Annotated in this window: 21 protein-coding genes and 1 pseudogene; 19 read left to right on the forward strand and 3 right to left on the reverse strand. The window is 31.9% G+C overall.

Features of this window, described 5'->3' with window-relative positions; translation table 11 throughout:
* The first annotated feature begins 18 nt into the window (after positions 1-18).
* A complete protein-coding gene (locus tag N5E64_RS03810; protein WP_280035809.1) occupies positions 19-435 on the forward strand; it encodes an OsmC family peroxiredoxin in 417 nt (138 codons plus the stop codon).
* Positions 436-486: 51 nt separating this feature from the next.
* Here N5E64_RS03810 and N5E64_RS03815 read toward each other — a convergent pair whose 3' ends face one another.
* Positions 487-2337, reverse strand: a complete 1851-nt coding sequence (locus N5E64_RS03815) for a CocE/NonD family hydrolase (protein WP_280035811.1) — start codon at positions 2335-2337, stop codon at positions 487-489.
* Between the two features lie 173 nt (positions 2338-2510).
* Here N5E64_RS03815 and N5E64_RS03820 point away from each other — a divergent pair, with 173 nt between their 5' ends.
* The 8 genes and pseudogenes from N5E64_RS03820 (at position 2511) to N5E64_RS03855 (ending at position 6785) form a co-directional block, all read left to right on the forward strand.
* A complete protein-coding gene (locus N5E64_RS03820) occupies positions 2511-2957 on the forward strand; it encodes an SRPBCC domain-containing protein (protein WP_219033967.1) in 447 nt (148 codons plus the stop codon).
* A gap of 21 nt (positions 2958-2978) precedes the next feature.
* Positions 2979-3386, forward strand: a complete 408-nt coding sequence (locus tag N5E64_RS03825) for an SRPBCC family protein (RefSeq protein ID WP_125350071.1) — start codon at positions 2979-2981, stop codon at positions 3384-3386.
* Between the two features lie 12 nt (positions 3387-3398).
* Positions 3399-3791, forward strand: coding sequence for a VOC family protein (locus N5E64_RS03830; RefSeq protein WP_280035814.1), 393 nt, complete (start codon positions 3399-3401; stop codon positions 3789-3791).
* Between the two features lie 3 nt (positions 3792-3794).
* Entirely contained in the window at positions 3795-4250 is a 456-nt protein-coding gene (locus N5E64_RS03835; RefSeq protein WP_280035816.1) for a hypothetical protein, read from the forward strand.
* Positions 4205-5185: a DUF1801 domain-containing protein gene (locus tag N5E64_RS03840; protein ID WP_280035817.1), complete on the forward strand. Its 981-nt coding sequence runs from the start codon at positions 4205-4207 to the stop codon at positions 5183-5185. The genes N5E64_RS03835 and N5E64_RS03840 overlap by 46 nt, the downstream gene beginning before the upstream one ends.
* Positions 5185-5649: a DUF1801 domain-containing protein gene (locus N5E64_RS03845; RefSeq protein ID WP_038330627.1), complete on the forward strand. Its 465-nt coding sequence runs from the start codon at positions 5185-5187 to the stop codon at positions 5647-5649. Before N5E64_RS03840 ends, N5E64_RS03845 begins: the two co-directional genes overlap by 1 nt.
* Positions 5650-5652: 3 nt before the next feature.
* Positions 5653-6310, forward strand: a pseudogene (locus N5E64_RS03850) (DUF2461 domain-containing protein).
* Positions 6311-6338: 28 nt separating this feature from the next.
* Complete coding sequence (locus N5E64_RS03855) at positions 6339-6785, forward strand: VOC family protein (RefSeq protein WP_038330748.1); 447 nt, start codon at positions 6339-6341, stop codon at positions 6783-6785.
* A gap of 53 nt (positions 6786-6838) precedes the next feature.
* Here the strand turns inward: N5E64_RS03855 and N5E64_RS03860 are convergent, their stop codons facing one another.
* Entirely contained in the window at positions 6839-7420 is a 582-nt protein-coding gene (locus N5E64_RS03860; RefSeq protein WP_125350076.1) for a DUF6642 family protein, read from the reverse strand.
* Between the two features lie 107 nt (positions 7421-7527).
* Between N5E64_RS03860 and N5E64_RS03865 the strand changes: the two genes are divergently transcribed.
* A complete protein-coding gene (locus N5E64_RS03865; RefSeq protein WP_221855054.1) occupies positions 7528-8181 on the forward strand; it encodes a class I SAM-dependent methyltransferase in 654 nt (217 codons plus the stop codon).
* A 105-nt stretch (positions 8182-8286) separates the two neighbouring features.
* The gene (locus N5E64_RS03870) at positions 8287-10053 is read left to right on the forward strand and encodes a long-chain fatty acid--CoA ligase (RefSeq protein WP_280035822.1); all 1767 of its coding nucleotides are present in this window, start codon (positions 8287-8289) and stop codon (positions 10051-10053) included.
* A gap of 36 nt (positions 10054-10089) precedes the next feature.
* Here N5E64_RS03870 and N5E64_RS03875 read toward each other — a convergent pair whose 3' ends face one another.
* Positions 10090-10476 carry a hypothetical protein gene (locus N5E64_RS03875; protein WP_280035823.1) on the reverse strand — a complete coding sequence of 129 codons (387 nt, stop codon included), beginning with the start codon at positions 10474-10476 and terminating at the stop codon, positions 10090-10092.
* Between the two features lie 121 nt (positions 10477-10597).
* Between N5E64_RS03875 and N5E64_RS03880 the strand changes: the two genes are divergently transcribed.
* The 8 genes from N5E64_RS03880 to N5E64_RS03915 all read left to right on the forward strand — a co-directional run bounded on the left by N5E64_RS03880 (position 10598) and on the right by N5E64_RS03915 (position 16459).
* Complete coding sequence (locus N5E64_RS03880) at positions 10598-12361, forward strand: long-chain fatty acid--CoA ligase (protein ID WP_280035825.1); 1764 nt, start codon at positions 10598-10600, stop codon at positions 12359-12361.
* 85 nt (positions 12362-12446) lie between these two features.
* On the forward strand, positions 12447-12980 hold the full coding sequence (locus tag N5E64_RS03885) for an STM3941 family protein (protein ID WP_180906720.1): 534 nt from the start codon (positions 12447-12449) through the stop codon (positions 12978-12980).
* Positions 12981-13007: 27 nt separating this feature from the next.
* Entirely contained in the window at positions 13008-14315 is a 1308-nt protein-coding gene (locus tag N5E64_RS03890) for a DEAD/DEAH box helicase (RefSeq protein WP_280035829.1), read from the forward strand.
* A gap of 11 nt (positions 14316-14326) precedes the next feature.
* Positions 14327-14623, forward strand: coding sequence for a Dabb family protein (locus tag N5E64_RS03895; protein ID WP_221855064.1), 297 nt, complete (start codon positions 14327-14329; stop codon positions 14621-14623).
* Between the two features lie 119 nt (positions 14624-14742).
* Positions 14743-14997, forward strand: a complete 255-nt coding sequence (locus N5E64_RS03900) for a type II toxin-antitoxin system Phd/YefM family antitoxin (RefSeq protein ID WP_280035831.1) — start codon at positions 14743-14745, stop codon at positions 14995-14997.
* Positions 14998-15255 carry a Txe/YoeB family addiction module toxin gene (locus N5E64_RS03905; RefSeq protein WP_125350082.1) on the forward strand — a complete coding sequence of 86 codons (258 nt, stop codon included), beginning with the start codon at positions 14998-15000 and terminating at the stop codon, positions 15253-15255.
* 136 nt (positions 15256-15391) lie between these two features.
* Positions 15392-16153 (forward strand): type I methionyl aminopeptidase, encoded by a 762-nt coding sequence (gene map / locus N5E64_RS03910; protein ID WP_115000652.1) that lies wholly within the window; start codon positions 15392-15394, stop codon positions 16151-16153.
* A 6-nt stretch (positions 16154-16159) separates the two neighbouring features.
* Complete coding sequence (locus tag N5E64_RS03915; protein WP_038331664.1) at positions 16160-16459, forward strand: hypothetical protein; 300 nt, start codon at positions 16160-16162, stop codon at positions 16457-16459.
* Positions 16460-16498 lie beyond the last annotated feature (39 nt).

Here is a 16498-nt window from a genome sequence, read left to right on the forward strand (position 1 = left end):
ATCTAAAAAATATTCAAAATGAAAAGAAGTGCAAAAGCAGTTTGGAATGGTTCGGTTACAGAAGGATCAGGAACATTAACCACACAAAGTACAGTATTAGATAATACACAATATTCGTTCAAAAGTAGATTTGAAGAGGGAGTAGGAACAAACCCAGAAGAACTTTTGGCAGCGGCTCATGCAGGTTGTTTTACAATGAAAACTTCAGGTTTATTGGGAGAAGCGGGATATACAGCAGAAAAATTAGAAACCGATTGTAAAATTGTTTTTGAAGGAGGAAAAGTTGTTCGATCAGAATTAAGTTTAACAGCAAGTATTCCTTCGATTACAGATGAAGAATTTCAGAAAATAGCAAAAGAGGCAGAAGAAACCTGTCCGATTAGTGTTTCATTTAGTTTCGAAAAAGTGTTGATTTCTGCAGTTTTAGTTGAATAAATTGATAGAATCAAAATAGAAAATCCAACAAATTACTTGTTGGATTTTTTGTTATTTCAAAACTGGAATTTCGATGTAAGAATCGTGATAAATTCGTTGTGTTTGTTTCAAGAAATCTTTCGCGGTTGCTTCATAAACATTCATAAATTGTTGCGGATTGCGGTCTGCTAAAGGAAACCATGTATTTTGAACTTGAATCATAATACGATGTCCTTTCTTGAAAGTATGTCCAACATCTGGCATAGAATACGTTACGTTTGTTTTCTGATTAGGAACCATTGCTTCGGGTTTTTCAAAACTATTGCGGTATTTTCCTCGCATAATTTCGGCACGAATCAAATTTTGATATCCAGCTATCAATTTTCCATTATATTTTGGTATATCTTCAGGGAAAACATCAATCAATTTTACTACATAATCAGCATCTGTTCCCGTTGACGAAACAAATAAATGATTGATAATTGGACCTGTAATCGTCATATCTTCCGTTAAAATATCGGTTTGATAAACCATAACATCAGGACGAGTTGACGCAAATCGTTGATCATCGACCATATATTCTCGCGGACGACTTTCTAAAACACCACCTTGATATGGAACAGGATTATTTGGATCTGCTATATATTCATCAAAACTTGTATTATTAGTCTGTTGAAAAGATATTTTTCCGTTGGCTTGCAAATACATTTTCTGAGTTGTCACATTCTTTGGTGGCCAAGTATCAAACTGTTTCCATTCGTTAGAACCTGTGATAAAGATTTGCGCTTCTGTCGGTTTGAAATTTCCTTTATCTTTTAAATAATAATTGAAAAAAGGTAATTCAATTTGTTGCTGATAATATTCACCTGTTGGCGTTCCAAACTGCATATCGCCAAACGTATCGGCTTTAGAGCGAACCCAACCACCATGAAACCATGGTCCAGCGACCAAAATATTTGTCGCATTCGGATTTTGCTTTTCAATTGCTTTATAAGTTTCAAAAGCACCATAAACATCCTCTGCGTCAAAGAAACCACCAACCGTCATCACAGCAGGTTTCACATTGGTAAGATGTGGCAAAGGATTTCTATCTTGCCAAAATTGATCATAATCAGGATGTGCAAACAAATCATTGTAGAATTTGATATTATCTTGAAAATATTTATCCTTCAATTCCTTTACAGATCCACCTTCTAAATAAAAACGGTAATTATCTTTGATTGGATATTCTAATGATTTTGGACCTTTATCTGGCGTAATTGGTTGCGGACGTTTTACACCAAATGACGACATAAATTTGAAAGAATCATTCAGAAATAATACACCATTGTGATGAAAATCGTCGCCTAAAAACCAATTCGTAACTGGTGCTTGTGGCGAAACAGCTTTCAAGGTTGGATGCGAATTAACTAAACTCATTGTTGAATAAAAACCAGGATAAGAAATTCCATAGATTCCAGCTTTTTGGTTGTAATTTTTCATGTTTTTTGCCAACCATTCCAATGTGTCGTACGTATCTGTACTTTCGTCAATCGCTTTTTTATTTTTCGTTTTATTAACAGGTCGTACATCTTCAAATTCACCCTCGCTCATCCATTTTCCTCTCACATCTTGGTAAACGAAAATAAAACCTTCGCGCATTTCTGCAGGGAAATTTCCAAGTGATTTTTTATACTCATCTGCTCCATAAGGCGCTACGGTATAAGGTGTTCGATTAAGTAAAACAGGATATTTTTTGGTTTGATCTTTTGGCGTATAAATAGCCGTGAACAATTTCGTTCCATCTCGCATCGGAATCAATTGTTCGGTCTTTTCATAATGCTCTCTAACATAGGCAGAATCTGCTTTTGCAACTTGCGCATAGCTAATTCCACTCATCAAAATAAGACTAAGTAGAGTTGCTTTTTGAGTAAATTTTTTCACGTGTTTATCAATTTTACAATACTATAAATGTAAAAAACTTTTAAATTTTACACTTATAAATCGAATTATTTTCTACAAATGATTTCAATATCGATAAAGTTTTAATTATTTTTTATGAATTCGAAAATTCGAACACTTTTTTTGACTAAATTAGTTAGCCAAAATCAATTGAAATGAAGTTAACTGCAAAAGCAACAATTCAAATTCAGAAACCTAAAAATGAAGTTTTTGATGCGATTGTTAATCCAAATAAGATGAATCAATATTTTATCGCTTCTTCTACGGGTGCTATCGAAACTGGAAAAATTGTTGAATGGAAATTCCCTGAGTTTGATGATATTTTTCCTGTAATGGGAGGCGATTTAAAACAAGATGAATACATTTCGTTTGATTGGAGTGGCGGTGTTGATGATATGTTGGTGGAAATTTTTCTTGAAAAAGGAGAAAATGATTCGACAATTGTCAAAGTCATTGAACATGAAATGAATGATGATGAAGCTGGAATTAAGCAATTGATGGGACAAACAGAAGGTTGGGCTAATTTCTTGGCTTGTTTGAAAGCTTATCTCGAATATGGAATTAATTTGCGCAAAGGTGCTTTTGATTTTATGAAACCTTAAAAATGAACAAAAGACATACGTATGATCACAATCGAAACAATAATAAATGCTCCAATAGATCAAGTTTGGAAAGCTTTTAATTCTCCTGAAGATATTGTAAAATGGAATCAAGCTTCTGATGATTGGCATTGTCCGAAAGCAGAAAATGATTTGCAAGTTGGTGGAAAATTAAAGAGTACGATGGCTGCGAAAGATGGCAGTTTTCAATTCGAATTTGAAGCTAAATATGATGAAATCATTCCAAATAAATTTATTCGTTATTACATTGCAGATGGTCGTAAGGTTGAAATTAATTTTCATGAAGAAAATAATTTAACCAAAATCACAGAAAAATTTGAACCAGAAAGTCAGAATCCTACTGAAATGCAACAACAAGGTTGGCAAGCTATTTTGAATAGTTTCAAAAATTATGTTGAATCAAATCGATAAAAATAGTAGAAGATGGAAGAAAATAAATCGAAAATTGGTCAAATGGTTTGGGCTGATTTAACTGTTGAAAATTCGACTGAATTAAAAGATTTTTACAAAGAAGTGATTGGTTGGGAAGTCAAAAATGTTGCGATGAAAGATGGCGAAGAAGAATACAATGATTATGCAATGATGTCTTCTCCAGAAAATGCGGCTGGTGGAGTTTGTACGAAACGTGGTATGAATAAAGGAATTCCTTCGCAATGGATTATGTACATTAGTGTAGAAAATGTTGCGGAAAGTTTACAAAAAGCGTTGGAAATGGGAGGGAAATCTATTCATGAGATTAAAAATAAAGAAGGAAATCTTCAATTTGCAATTGTAGAAGATTCTGCTGGAGCTGTTTTTGGATTAGCAAATGCTTAAAATATGAAAAAAGTATCGTTTACAGAAGTAATTTATGCGCAGCCTAAACATGTGCATAAAGTAATGATTGCGCCAGATTCGTATAAAATTTGGACGAAATCGTTTAGTGAAACTTCAGATTTTAAAGGAGATTGGTCCGAAGGTTCTCATGTTTATTTCACTTATGATACCGAGAAAGGTTCGGCAGCGATGATTGCTACAATAGATGAAAATATTATTGGAAAATCAATCAAAATGCGTCATATAGGAAAGCTGAATGAAGAAGGTCAAGAGATTTTTGATGGACCAGAAATTGATGCGTGGAAAAATACAGAAGAAACCTATAAAATGGAAGATGTAGAAGGTCATACACGATTAACCTGTTCGGTAGAAATAGATGATCAGGTTTTTCCAGAAGCTCAAGTCAGAGAAATGTGGATAAATGCACTGCGCAAGTTGAAAGAAATTTGCGAGGATTAATTATGATGGCAGATAATTTCACAACTATTGATGAATATATTCTTGGGTTTGATCAAGCTAAACAGGAGATTTTAGAAAACATAAGAAAAATTATTCACGAAACTGTACCAAGAGCAACAGAAACGATTAATTATAAAATGCCAACATTTCGTTTGAATGGAAATGTGATTCATTTTGCGATGTTTAAAAATCATGTAGGAATTTATCCTGGAGCTGAAACAATCGAACATTTTCAAAATAATTTAACCGATTATAAAACATCAAAAGGTGCAATACAACTTCCCTTGGATAAAGTTTTACCGAAGAAATTATTGAGAGAAATTGTGTTGTATAAAGTTAGTTTGATGAAAGATCAGAAAGCTGAAGAATGGACGAAATACAATGGTAATTGGGCAGAAGCGAATGAGAAAATTCAACAAGTTGTAAATGAAACGGAACTTGTAAAAGAGTTTAAATGGGGTGGAGATATTTATACGTTTAACAAGAAAAATGTGTTGGCATTTAGTGGTTTCAAAAATCATTTTGCGTTGTGGTTTCACAATGGCGTTTTCTTGAAAGATCAATATAAAGTTTTGGTGAATGCGAATGAAGAAAAAACGAAAGCTTTGCGTCAATGGAGATTTAATTCTGCCGATGAAATTGATGTCGAAAAAGTAAGAGAATATGTCTTAGAAGCGATTCAATTGGTGAAAGACGGAAAGGAAATAAAACCTCAAAAATCTGTACCAAAAGAAGTTGATGGGATTTTGAAAGAAACTCTAAATCAAAACAATAAATTATTTACTTCATTTAAAGCTTTAACTTCAGGAAGACAAAAAGAATACATCGAATATATTGATGAAGCAAAACAAGAGAAAACGAAAATTTCTCGCATCGAAAAAATAAAACCTATGATTTTAGAAGGAAAAGGTTTGAATGATAAATATCGAAAATAATGCAATATGAAGTCGCAAATTTAGAAGAATATTTAACGTCAATTCCAGTAGAAAGAAAAGAAGCTGTTGAGAAATTAATTAAAATTTTGGCAGATAAATTACCCACTGGTTTCGAGTTGCAGTTGAGCTATGGTCATCTTGGGTTTGTTGTACCGTTTTCACTTTATCCGAATGGTTATCATTGCGATCCGAAATCACCGTTGCCGTTTATCAATATTGCTTCTCAAAAGAATTTCATTGCGTTATATCACATGGGAATTTATATGGACAATAAATTGCTGAATTGGTTTGTTGATGAATATCCAAAATACTCAAAACGTAAATTAGATATGGGAAAAAGTTGTATTCGTTTCAAAAAAGTAGAGGATATTCCGTTTGAATTAATCGGAGAATTAGCGCAAAAAATTACGCCACAACAATGGATAGAAAATTATGAAAAAGTACTACTTAATCGAAAAAAATAAATCATGTCACAAATCGATAAATTTTTAAAAAAATTAGAAAAAAATAATAACCGCGAATGGTTTACAGAACATAAAGTTGAATTTGATACAGCGAAAGCTGAAGCAGATTCAATTTTCAATGTGATTTACCAAGAATTAAGTAAAAAGGAAGAATTAGAACCGCTTAAAATTTATAGAATTTATAGAGATGTTCGTTTTTCTCATGATAAAACTCCTTATAAAACTCATTTTTCTGCGCAAACAGGTCGCAAAAAGCCACTTAATAGAGGTGGGTATTATTTCCATATTCAACCGAATCATAATTTTATAGGTGTTGGTTTTTGGGGGACCAGAGCGCGATGATTTGCTTCGTATTAGAAAAGATATTGAAGTTTCGGATGAATTAGCGAAGATTCTTCAATCCAAAACAATTATGAATGAGTTTGGAGAAATGCAAGGAGAAGAAGTGAAATCTGCTCCAAAAGGTTTTTCGAAAGATCATGAGCGAATTGAATTGTTGCGTAAAAAGCAATATTTATTTATCAAGAATTTCACGGATGAAGAAGTTTTAGCAAAAGATTTTCCGCAGAAAGTGGCGAAATCAATTCAGGTTCTTCAACCATTTTTGAATTATATGACAGAGGTTTTAACAACCGATGAAAATGGTCAACCATTATATTAAAAAAATAATCACAAAAAAACACTATATTATGGCTAAAGTACACGCTTACTTAAATTTTAACGGAGATTGCGAAAAGGCATTTCAGTTTTATGAAACTGTTTTTGAAACGCAAAATATTGGGATGTATAAAATGGGAGATATGCCGCCAAATCCAGAATTTCAGATTCCAGAAAGTGCAAAGGATAAAGTTTCGCATGTGGCATTGTTTATTAATGAAACAACAATGTTAATGGGTTCTGATATTATTGAAGAATTTGGACATCAATACAAAGCTGGAAACAATAATTACATTATGCTTGATGTTGATAATCCCGCAGAAGCGCATCAATTATATGATCGTCTTTCGGTAAATGCAAAATCGTTAGAAATGCCTTTGGCTGAGCAGTTTTTTGCTGAGCTTTATGCGTCTTTTATTGATCAATTTGGAACACCTTGGATGATTCATTTCGAAGGAAATAAAGCGCATTCGATGTAAAATATAGTTTAAGAATAAAACATAAAACCTCTCAACTTGAGAGGTTTTATGTTTTAATGATACAATCTAAATCCTAATTTCAGGCATATATTGGCGTGTTTATGAAACAATGCATGTACAAGCTCTTCTTCGTCATCAATTTCTTTTGCTAAACAAAAATAATATTGATCTAAAATTGTACTCAAAATTGGAGAAGGGTTTACATATCCAGATAAGGCTTTTGCTCCTGTAACATCAATAAAATATTGAAAACTTTCGTCTTCCAAATTTAAACTCATTGTATTTGCAAAATGAACAATTTTATCGGTTAGTTTTCCTTGAAAAATTTCTGCTACTTCTTCCAAACTATAGTAATAATCATCAATTTGAATTTGATTTCCTTCGCCTTCAAAAACTAAATAAATGATTTTATAATCTCTAAAATATTTATCATGATAAAGAAGATTGGTCAAACTTTCTTCGAAACCTTCAAAGCTATCAGTCGTTTTATAAACATTTGTAATCTGAAATTCTCGAGCCAAATGTTCCAAAAATTCCAATAATTGCGAATCATTTTGCTCTTCAATATCTGCTACAGATTCCAAACAAAACAATTTGAAATCATCTTCGTCTTCAGTTCGTATAATATCCTTCATCTATTTTACTATTTTTCAAAGGTAAGATGTAATTTTTAAATGATTAAAATCACGCGAACAATGATTAATATTTATTAATTTAGAATTATTCTATATAAATAAATTTAATGAAAAATAATATTGATTTACAAAATCTTGCGGAACAATTGAGTTGTCCAAATGGAGACGAAGGAATTGAAGTTGGTGAGCAAATGAATGAAAGTAATTTTGGTATGATAAAAACGACAATAGATCATTTACAATTACAAAATAAAGAACAAATATTAGAGTTAGGTCATGGAAATTGTAAGCATTTACCTTATGTATTAAATCAAGCAAAGGATTTAGAATATATTGGTTTAGAACTTTCACAGGTCATGAAAAATAGTGCTATCACGAACAATTCTGATTATTTGAATGCAAATATTAGATTTGAAATAATTATGGATGAAAGAATTCATTTTTATGAAAAACGTTTTGATAAAATTTTCACAGTGAATACAATCTATTTTTGGAAAAATCCTAAATTTTTCTTGAGTGAAATTTATAGAGTCTTGAAATTCAATGGGGAATTTGCTCTTACTTTTGCTAAAAAGGAATTTATGGAAACTTTACCTTTTACTCAATTTGGCTTCAATTTATACACAGAAGACGAAGTGATAAAACTATTGAAATCAGCTAAATTTTCTATTGAAAATAGAAAAACATTTTCAGAAAGTGTAATTAGCAAAGCTGGCGAAAAAGTTGAAAGAGAGTATAGTATAATTATTGCAAAAAAATAAAATGATTTTTATTGATAATAAACTTAATTTTTTTGAGAAAAGAATGAGTAAATAATTTCTAAAGTAGAAAGAATTAGCAGAAATTTGTATCCTTATTTCAAGAATATGAAACAACCACAAAGAGTATTCGATTTATCTCGATTTCAAGAAAAAAATACACCTAACATTTCGATTTTTAATTACAAAGAAAAAGGAGAATGGAAGGGAATTTCTACAACAGATTTTATCAATCGAGTAAATAATATTTCGAAAGGTTTGATTGCAAATGGTGTTCAACAAAATGATAAAGTTGCGTTAATCAGCGAAAATCGTTTAGAATGGAATTTAGTAGATTTTGCAATTCAGCAAATTGGAGCTGTTGTTGTGGCAATTTATCCCAATATTTCGGATAATGATTACGAATTTATTCTAAATGATGCCGAAATCAAACTTTGTTTTGTGAGCAATGATGCGTTGTATCAACGATTATTAGGAATCAAAGATCGTATTCCAAATCTTGAACAAGTTTATACATTTAATACTTATCCGCATACACCAAATTGGATTGAGCTAATTTCGAAAGGAATTTCTATTGCTGATGAGGTTTTACAAACAAATATGGACAATGTAAAACCAACTGATTTAGCAACTCTTATTTATACTTCTGGAACAACAGGAAACCCGAAAGGCGTTATGCTTTCTCACGAAAATTTATTGGCTGATGTCAATAGTTCCGAATATTCTTTTCCTGTAAAAGCGTATGATAAAGCGTTGTCTTTTTTACCTGCTTGTCATGCGTATGAACGCGTCTTTCAATACGTGTACATCAAAATGGGATTACCAATCTATTTTGCACAATCAATGGATACGATTGGGCAAGATATGAAAGAAGTTCAACCACATATTTTTTCGGCTGTTCCACGTGTTTTAGAGAAAGTTTACGATAAAATAATGGCGACTGGAGAACAATTGACAGGAGTAAAAAGAGCTTTATTCTTTTGGGCAATTTCGTTAGGAGAACAGTATGATTTAGATGAATCAAAGCTTTCGGCTTGGTATAAATTTCAATTAAACATTGCTCGAAAATTAATTTTTTCGAAATGGAAAGCGGCGCTTGGCGGTAATGTCAAAGGAATTGCATCGGGAAGTGCAACTTTACAAACTCGTTTATTAAAATTGTATTTAGCAGCCGGAATTCCAATTTACGAAGGTTATGGTTTAACAGAAGCTGGACCTTGTTTATCTGTAAATTGTATCAAACGTGGAATGAAAATCGGAACTGTAGGGATTCCTTTGATTGATATTGAAATTAAATTAGCCGAAGACGGAGAAATCTTAGCAAAAGGAAAAAATATCATGCAAGGATATTATAAAAATCCTGTAGCGACTGCTGAAGTTTTGAAAGATGGTTGGTTGTATACGGGCGATATTGGCGAATGGGTTGATGATAAATTCTTAAAAATTATCGATCGTAAAAAAGAAATGTTCAAGACTTCTGGAGGAAAATATGTTGTTCCGCAACAAATTGAGAAAATTCTTTCAGAATCTAATTATATCGAACAAATTATGGTGGTTGGAGAAGGACGAAAATTCCCAGCTGCTTTGGTTATTCCTTCATATGATAACTGCATTGATTGGGCAAAAACAAATGAATCTTCATTGATTAATTTACCTCTTGAAGAATTTTTAACGCATCCAAAAATTTATGAATTGATAGGAAATGAAATCAATAAATTAAATGTCAATTTTGGAAATTGGGAAAAAATTAAAAAATTTCATTTATTACCTTATGAATTCACAATTGAAGCGGGAGAATTAACGCCAACTTTGAAAATGAAACGTAAAATCATTTCAGAAAAATATAAAAAAGAAATTGACGAAATTTATAAATAAAAAAATCCCTCAATTCACCATGAATTGAGGGATTTTTTATGGATTCATTCTTCCATTAGAATATCCTCGAATCACAGTATAATTTACTTTTCTTATACTATCCATAAAAGAAGCGTTATCGGTATATAGAATAAAATCTACTTTCTCTTTGATGTTTCCATGAGTTTCAAATTCATTATAAAGTGAATTAACTTGAAGTTTTCCTTTATTTTCTTTTAAGAATAATTCAAAAAATGAATCATTTCCACCTTTGGGAGTAAAATAATTAGTTGGTAAATGTTTACAATCACAATTATCAGTGCTCAAATAATAGTGTCCAGAACATTGTAATTCATATAATTTAATATCTCCAATTTTATAGGACTTTTTAAAATCAGAGCTGCAAGAGTAAAATAATAGGAGAAAAAAAATTAGATATTTCATAATTGTAATAGTTATGACGAATATAAATCTTTTTAAGTTGAGGATAAAATTTTTGAAAAACTCATCATTTTACGTTATTTTCGACGAATTCTTTTCAAAATTACAAAACTATAAGTGCGCTATGGAAGCAACCAGAATTTTTGATTTACCAAAACGTCAGCTGGAGAAGTTTCCTGATTTATCCATGTTTGTATCCAAACAAAATGGAGAATGGAAACCAATGAAAACCACAACTTTTTTAGAACATGTTGATGCAATCTCAAAAGGATTGATCGCTTGTGGAGTTCAACCAGGTGAAAAAGTGGGATTAATCTCAGAAAATCGTGTCGAATGGAATATGATAGATTATGCTATACAACAAATCGGAGCTGTTGTGGTAGCGATTTATCCGAATATTTCTGACAACGATTACGAATATATTTTTAGCGATTCGGCTATAAAATTGTGTTTTACAAGTAATCTCGATTTGTACACGCGAATCAATCAACTCAAAACAAAATTGCCTTCATTAGAGCAATTGTACTCGATTGATGAGTTTGAAAATACCGAAAGTTGGAATGTTTTAATCGAAAAAGGAAAAACAATTCAACAAGAAGAAATAGACAAACGTGCCGCAAATGTAAAGCACGAAGATTTAGCTTTTTTAATCTATACATCAGGAACAACGGGAAATCCGAAAGGCGTGATGTTGTCGCATAAAAATATTATTGCAGATGTTATGGCTTGCGAATATTCAACACCACTTGATCCTTACGATCGTGCTTTGACCTTTCTTCCAGCTTGTCATGCGTATGAGCGAACAATTCAGTACTTGTATGTGTACATGGGAATTTCGATATATTTTGCAGAATCGATGGAGAAGATTGGCGATAATTTAAAAGAAATCAAACCGCATATGATTACGGCTGTTCCTCGTGTGATTGAAAAAGTGTATGAAAAAATCATGCAAACGGGAGCGCAATTATCAGGTTTTAAGAAATCTATTTTTGATTGGGCTGTAAAAGTTGGCGATGAGTTTGTGTTAGAAGACGATCAGCGTTCGGCAATTTATAATTTGAAATTAGCAATTGCTAGAAAATTAGTTTTACACAAATGGTACGAAGGACTTGGAGGCGAATTAAAAGCAATTGTAACGGGAAGTGCAGCGATTCAACAACGAATTGTTCGCGTATTTTTAGCCGCTGAAATCCCAATTTATGAAGGTTATGGATTGACAGAAGCTTCACCAGTAATTGCGGTGAATTGTTTTCGTCGAGGAAAAAAGATTGGAACTGTTGGACCTCCGCTGAAAGGTGTTGAAGTAAAATTGGCCGATGATGGCGAAATTTTAGTAAAAGGTGATATTGTGATGATGGGTTATCATAATTTGCCAGAAAAAACTGCCGAAGAAATCAGAGATGGTTGGTTATATACGGGGGATATTGGCGAATGGGTTGACAATAAATTCTTGAAAATTGTTGACCGTAAAAAAGAAATGTACAAAACTTCGGGAGGAAAATATATTGTTCCACAACAAATCGAAATGAAAATGGTAGAATCGCCATTCATCGAGCAATTGATGGTTGTTGGAGAAGGCGAGAAGTTTCCTGGTGCTTTTGTGGTTCCGAGTTATACAAATCTCAAAAAATGGGCGCAGTCAAATGCTTCGGAAATTGTAAATCTTCCTCATGATGAATTTCAGAAAAGTGATGTTGTCAAAAAGAAATTAGAAGAAGAAATCAATCAACTGAATAATCATTTCGGACATTGGGAGCAAATCAAAAAGATTGCAACTATTCCAAATGAAATGACTGTAGAAGGAGGAGAGTTGACGCCAACGTTAAAGTTTAAACGTAAAATCATTTTAGAAAAATACAAGAAACAATACCAAGAAATTTTTGGATAATTAATAAGAGTCTCAGTTTTTTGAGACTCTTTTTTATAACCTTTAATTAAGATTAAAATCTATATTTTTGTAAAAACAAAATCAATTGAATTCAGTTAAAGTTTACGCAAAACAAACAAGCAATTGGGGATTATTATTCGGTAGTCTTTTATTTTTTGCTTGTTCAATTTATTTATTTCTAAACGCCAATCAAGTTAATTCTCCGCAAACTGCAAAAATTTTAAGCGGAGTTTTATTTGTTCCAAGTTTACTATTCATCATCGTTTCAATCAAAAAATTGATGAAAAAACAATTGATTTTATTGATTGATAAAAAAGGAATTGTTTACAAACCTACGGATCATTTGAATTATATTGAATGGGGAAAAATCTTGGAAATTGAAGAACTGAAATTACCTCGTCAACGTGTCATCAATGTAAAAGTTGTTGATGCTGATAAGTTTATCAATAATGAATCTCAAAAATTCCTACAAGCGCGCATGAGATTTTGGAATAAAATATATGGTGCTGTTGTTTCGTTTGACGCAAATACATTAGATAAAAATCACTTCGAAATCATGAATCTTTTTGACGAATTTATGGAAGATTATAAGATTTCTACAGCGTCAAAAAATGATTAATTCGAAAGAATAGACTATTTTTGCAGTATGCAAATCGATTTACTTTATAAAAATTTGGGCATCAAAGATATGAATGCAATGCAACGTTCAGCATTCAAAATGTCCGAAAATCAACGAGATTTAATTCTATTATCACCAACAGGTTCTGGTAAAACATTGGCGTTTTTATTTCCGACTTTAAGAGATTTAAATCCAGATGTAAAAGGTGTTCAAACCTTAATTTTAGTTCCTGCGCGTGAGTTAGCTTTACAAATCGAAACAGTTTTCAAATCGATGAAGTCTGATTATAAAGTAACGTGTTGTTATGGAGGTCACAATACAAAAGTTGAGCAAAATACTTTGTTAGAAGCTCCAGCTGTATTAATTGGGACTCCAGGACGTATTGCGTATCATTTGCGTAACGAAAATTTTGATCCTTCGACTGTTCAAACTTTAATTTTAGACGAGTTTGATAAAGCGTTAGAATTAGGTTTTCAAGAAGATATGAGCTTTATTGTAGAGCAACTTTCTGGTTTGAAACAACGTATTTTGACTTCTGCTACAGAAATGGAAAATATTCCAGAATTTGTTGGATTGAATGACGAAAAAATTGTGAGTTATCTGAAACAAATCGAGGTAAAACCAGATTTACACATGAAAGTGGTGAATACCATTTCTGAAGAAAAATTGGATACATTGTTCAATTTGATTTGTAAAATTGGAAGCAAACGCATGTTGATTTTCTGTAATCACCGCGATGCAGTTGATCGTATTAGCAATTTGTTGCATGAAAAAGGAATTGCACGCGAAAGTTTTCATGGAGGAATGGAACAAGACGAACGTGAACGTGCGTTACTGAAATTCAGAAATGATTCGGTTCGAGTTTTAATTACAACAGATTTGGCTGCGCGTGGTTTGGATATTCCAGAAGTAGATTCGATTATTCATTATCAATTACCTGCAAAAGAAGCTGCTTTTATCCACAGAAATGGACGTACAGCTCGTATGAATGCGAAAGGTTTTGTTTATTTAATTATCAGTAATGAAGAGCATTTTCCGTTTGTAAATGAAAATTTACCAATCGAAAATTTAGGTGGAACATATAAAATTCCAGAACGTACTCCTTACCAAACGATTTATATTTCTGCAGGAAAAAAAGACAAAGTAAACAAAGTTGATATTGTTGGATTTTTGTTCAAAAAAGGAGGTTTAGAAAAAAACGATGTCGGAATTATTGAGGTAAAAGATACCACTTTGTATGTTGCGATTAACCGTAAAAAAGTTCCAGATTTATTGAAAAAATTGAACGGTCAAAAAGTAAAAAATAAGAAAGTAAAAATGCAAATTGCATACTAAAATATAAATTTATGTTAGCACACCACGTACTATTTTGGTTAAAAGATGACGCTACAGAAGCTGAAGTGAATACATTTCATCAAGCTTTGAAAGATTTAGAACCAATTGCTCCTTCAGTATTTTTTCATGTTGGAACACCAGCAAATATCGAAAGAGATGTTATCGACGCTTCGTATTCGTTTTCTTTGTTTGCAGCTTTCGAAACGATGGAACAATTTGAGACGTATCAAAAACATCCACAACATATCGAGTTTTTGAATGGTCCAAATAAATTAGCAAAACGAGTATTAATCTATGATGCAGATTAATCGTTAGAAAAATATAACCTTAAATCCGTCATTTGACGGATTTTTTTATTTTCTAAAACTTTATAAATCAAGTTTATTTATAATTAATTATACTTATTTTTGTACAAAATATTGTACATATGTTGATAACAAATATTTCTGAATTTAGAAAAGATATGAAAGAATATTTTGATCGTGTGACGAATAATTTTGAAACATTGATTATTAATCGTGGAAAAAATTCTGGTGTTGTTATTATGTCATTAGAAGAGTATAATTCGCTAATGGCTACGAATCATGAGCTTTCTTCTCGCAAAAATGAAGAGCGTTTGGATGCTGCAATTGAGAAATTAAAAACTCAGAAAACGTTTACAAAGGAGTTAATTGAAGAATAGATGAAAATCGTTTTTGTTGATGAATCATGGGAAGATTATTTGTATTGGCAAAAAACAGATAAATCTAAATTTAAAAAGATCAATGAATTGATTAAAGGTATTGCTCGAAATCCTTTTGATGGTCTGGGGAAACCAGAAGCTTTGAAACATAAATATGCAGGATTTTGGTCGAGAAGAATAGATCATGAACATCGGTTAATATATCGTGTTGTAGAAGATGAAATTCAAATTGCGAAATGTCGTTTTCATTATGATTGATATACTTCTTTATCAATCAACAATATAATCTATCATACAATAATCACGAATTTCTATCAAAATAAGCAAATAATCGTTACAAATACCCGTAAATTTGCAAATGATTTCTGAAAAGGAAATCAATAGAATTTAAGCAATGATTATAGAGACAGAAGAAGAGTTAATCGGAATGAAAAAAGTCAGCGAAGCTGTAGCCGTTACTCTTAAAGAGATGAAAGATTATGTAAAACCTGGAATGTCAACAAAAGAATTGGACGATTTTGGTGCGAAGATTATGCACAAATTTGGTTGCAAATCAGCTCCTTTCGAGACGTATCAATTTCCTGGTTATACTTGCTTAAGCGTGAATGAAGAAATTTGTCACGGAATTCCAAGAGCCGATAAAATTTTGAAAGACGGAGATGTGATTAATATTGATGTTTCTGGAGAATTAGGTGGTTTTTGGGCTGATAATGGAGGTTCTATTGTTGTTGGAGAAGATGTGAATGGTTATCAAAAAATTGTTGATGCATCTATTTCTGCGCTTCAAAAAGCAATTGCGGCTGTAAAATCTGGAGTTAAAATCGCTGATATTGGTGGAATTATTGAGAAAGAAGCAAAAAAACATCATTATCATGTGATTGAGAATTTAACTGGTCATGGAGTAGGGCGTTCATTGCACGAAGAACCGTTAGATTTGATGAATTTCAGAGATCCAGATGATAAACGTCGATTCCGTAAAAATTCAGTTATTGCATTGGAAACTTTTATTTCAGAAAATTCTTACGAAGCAATTGAGCAAGCGGATGGTTGGACAATGATAGGAAATGCACCTGGCGTTTTTGCACAACACGAACATACTGTTTTGGTAACTTCTGAAGGTCCTATGATTTTAACGCACATGAATGGTAATTGGTAAAATTATATGAAGAGAAACGAATATATTAAAGTAGACCGCGAAGTGGTCAAAAAAATGAGCGAAGATATTCAGGCTTATTTAACAGAAAATAAGTTGGAACGTGTAAAAACGAAGGACATGATGCCTTTCTTAATAGAAAAAGGATATTTTCCTCACGATCGTAAAAAAGGATATCCTTTACGTCAGATTCTAACTGATTTGAAAAAATCGGAAGAATTACATTTATTACCACAAGCATTTCCAGAATATTTGGAAGTCGAGAATAAAAAAACATCTACCTACTGGTATTTTAGTCCAGTAAAATAATATTAAACACTTCTATTGAAGTGTTTTTTTATTGTTAAC

The organism is Empedobacter sp. GD03739, from assembly GCF_029843245.1.
Lineage (GTDB): Bacteria > Bacteroidota > Bacteroidia > Flavobacteriales > Weeksellaceae > Empedobacter > Empedobacter falsenii_B.

What these genes read in the sequence shown, in the direction of transcription:
- N5E64_RS03810 (WP_280035809.1), top strand. Translation starts at nt 19, where the DNA reads ATGAAAAGAAGTGCAAAAGCAGTTTGGAATGGTTCGGTTACAGAAGGA.
- N5E64_RS03820 (WP_219033967.1), top strand. Translation starts at nt 2,511, where the DNA reads ATGAAGTTAACTGCAAAAGCAACAATTCAAATTCAGAAACCTAAAAAT.
- N5E64_RS03825 (WP_125350071.1), top strand. Translation starts at nt 2,979, where the DNA reads ATGATCACAATCGAAACAATAATAAATGCTCCAATAGATCAAGTTTGG.
- N5E64_RS03830 (WP_280035814.1), top strand. Translation starts at nt 3,399, where the DNA reads ATGGAAGAAAATAAATCGAAAATTGGTCAAATGGTTTGGGCTGATTTA.
- N5E64_RS03835 (WP_280035816.1), top strand. Translation starts at nt 3,795, where the DNA reads ATGAAAAAAGTATCGTTTACAGAAGTAATTTATGCGCAGCCTAAACAT.
- N5E64_RS03845 (WP_038330627.1), top strand. Translation starts at nt 5,185, where the DNA reads ATGCAATATGAAGTCGCAAATTTAGAAGAATATTTAACGTCAATTCCA.
- N5E64_RS03855 (WP_038330748.1), top strand. Translation starts at nt 6,339, where the DNA reads ATGGCTAAAGTACACGCTTACTTAAATTTTAACGGAGATTGCGAAAAG.
- N5E64_RS03860 (WP_125350076.1), bottom strand. Translation starts at nt 7,420, where the DNA reads ATGAAGGATATTATACGAACTGAAGACGAAGATGATTTCAAATTGTTT.
- N5E64_RS03865 (WP_221855054.1), top strand. Translation starts at nt 7,528, where the DNA reads ATGAAAAATAATATTGATTTACAAAATCTTGCGGAACAATTGAGTTGT.
- N5E64_RS03870 (WP_280035822.1), top strand. Translation starts at nt 8,287, where the DNA reads ATGAAACAACCACAAAGAGTATTCGATTTATCTCGATTTCAAGAAAAA.
- N5E64_RS03875 (WP_280035823.1), bottom strand. Translation starts at nt 10,476, where the DNA reads ATGAAATATCTAATTTTTTTTCTCCTATTATTTTACTCTTGCAGCTCT.
- N5E64_RS03880 (WP_280035825.1), top strand. Translation starts at nt 10,598, where the DNA reads ATGGAAGCAACCAGAATTTTTGATTTACCAAAACGTCAGCTGGAGAAG.
- N5E64_RS03890 (WP_280035829.1), top strand. Translation starts at nt 13,008, where the DNA reads ATGCAAATCGATTTACTTTATAAAAATTTGGGCATCAAAGATATGAAT.
- N5E64_RS03895 (WP_221855064.1), top strand. Translation starts at nt 14,327, where the DNA reads ATGTTAGCACACCACGTACTATTTTGGTTAAAAGATGACGCTACAGAA.
- N5E64_RS03900 (WP_280035831.1), top strand. Translation starts at nt 14,743, where the DNA reads ATGTTGATAACAAATATTTCTGAATTTAGAAAAGATATGAAAGAATAT.
- N5E64_RS03905 (WP_125350082.1), top strand. Translation starts at nt 14,998, where the DNA reads ATGAAAATCGTTTTTGTTGATGAATCATGGGAAGATTATTTGTATTGG.
- map (WP_115000652.1), top strand. Translation starts at nt 15,392, where the DNA reads ATGATTATAGAGACAGAAGAAGAGTTAATCGGAATGAAAAAAGTCAGC.
- N5E64_RS03915 (WP_038331664.1), top strand. Translation starts at nt 16,160, where the DNA reads ATGAAGAGAAACGAATATATTAAAGTAGACCGCGAAGTGGTCAAAAAA.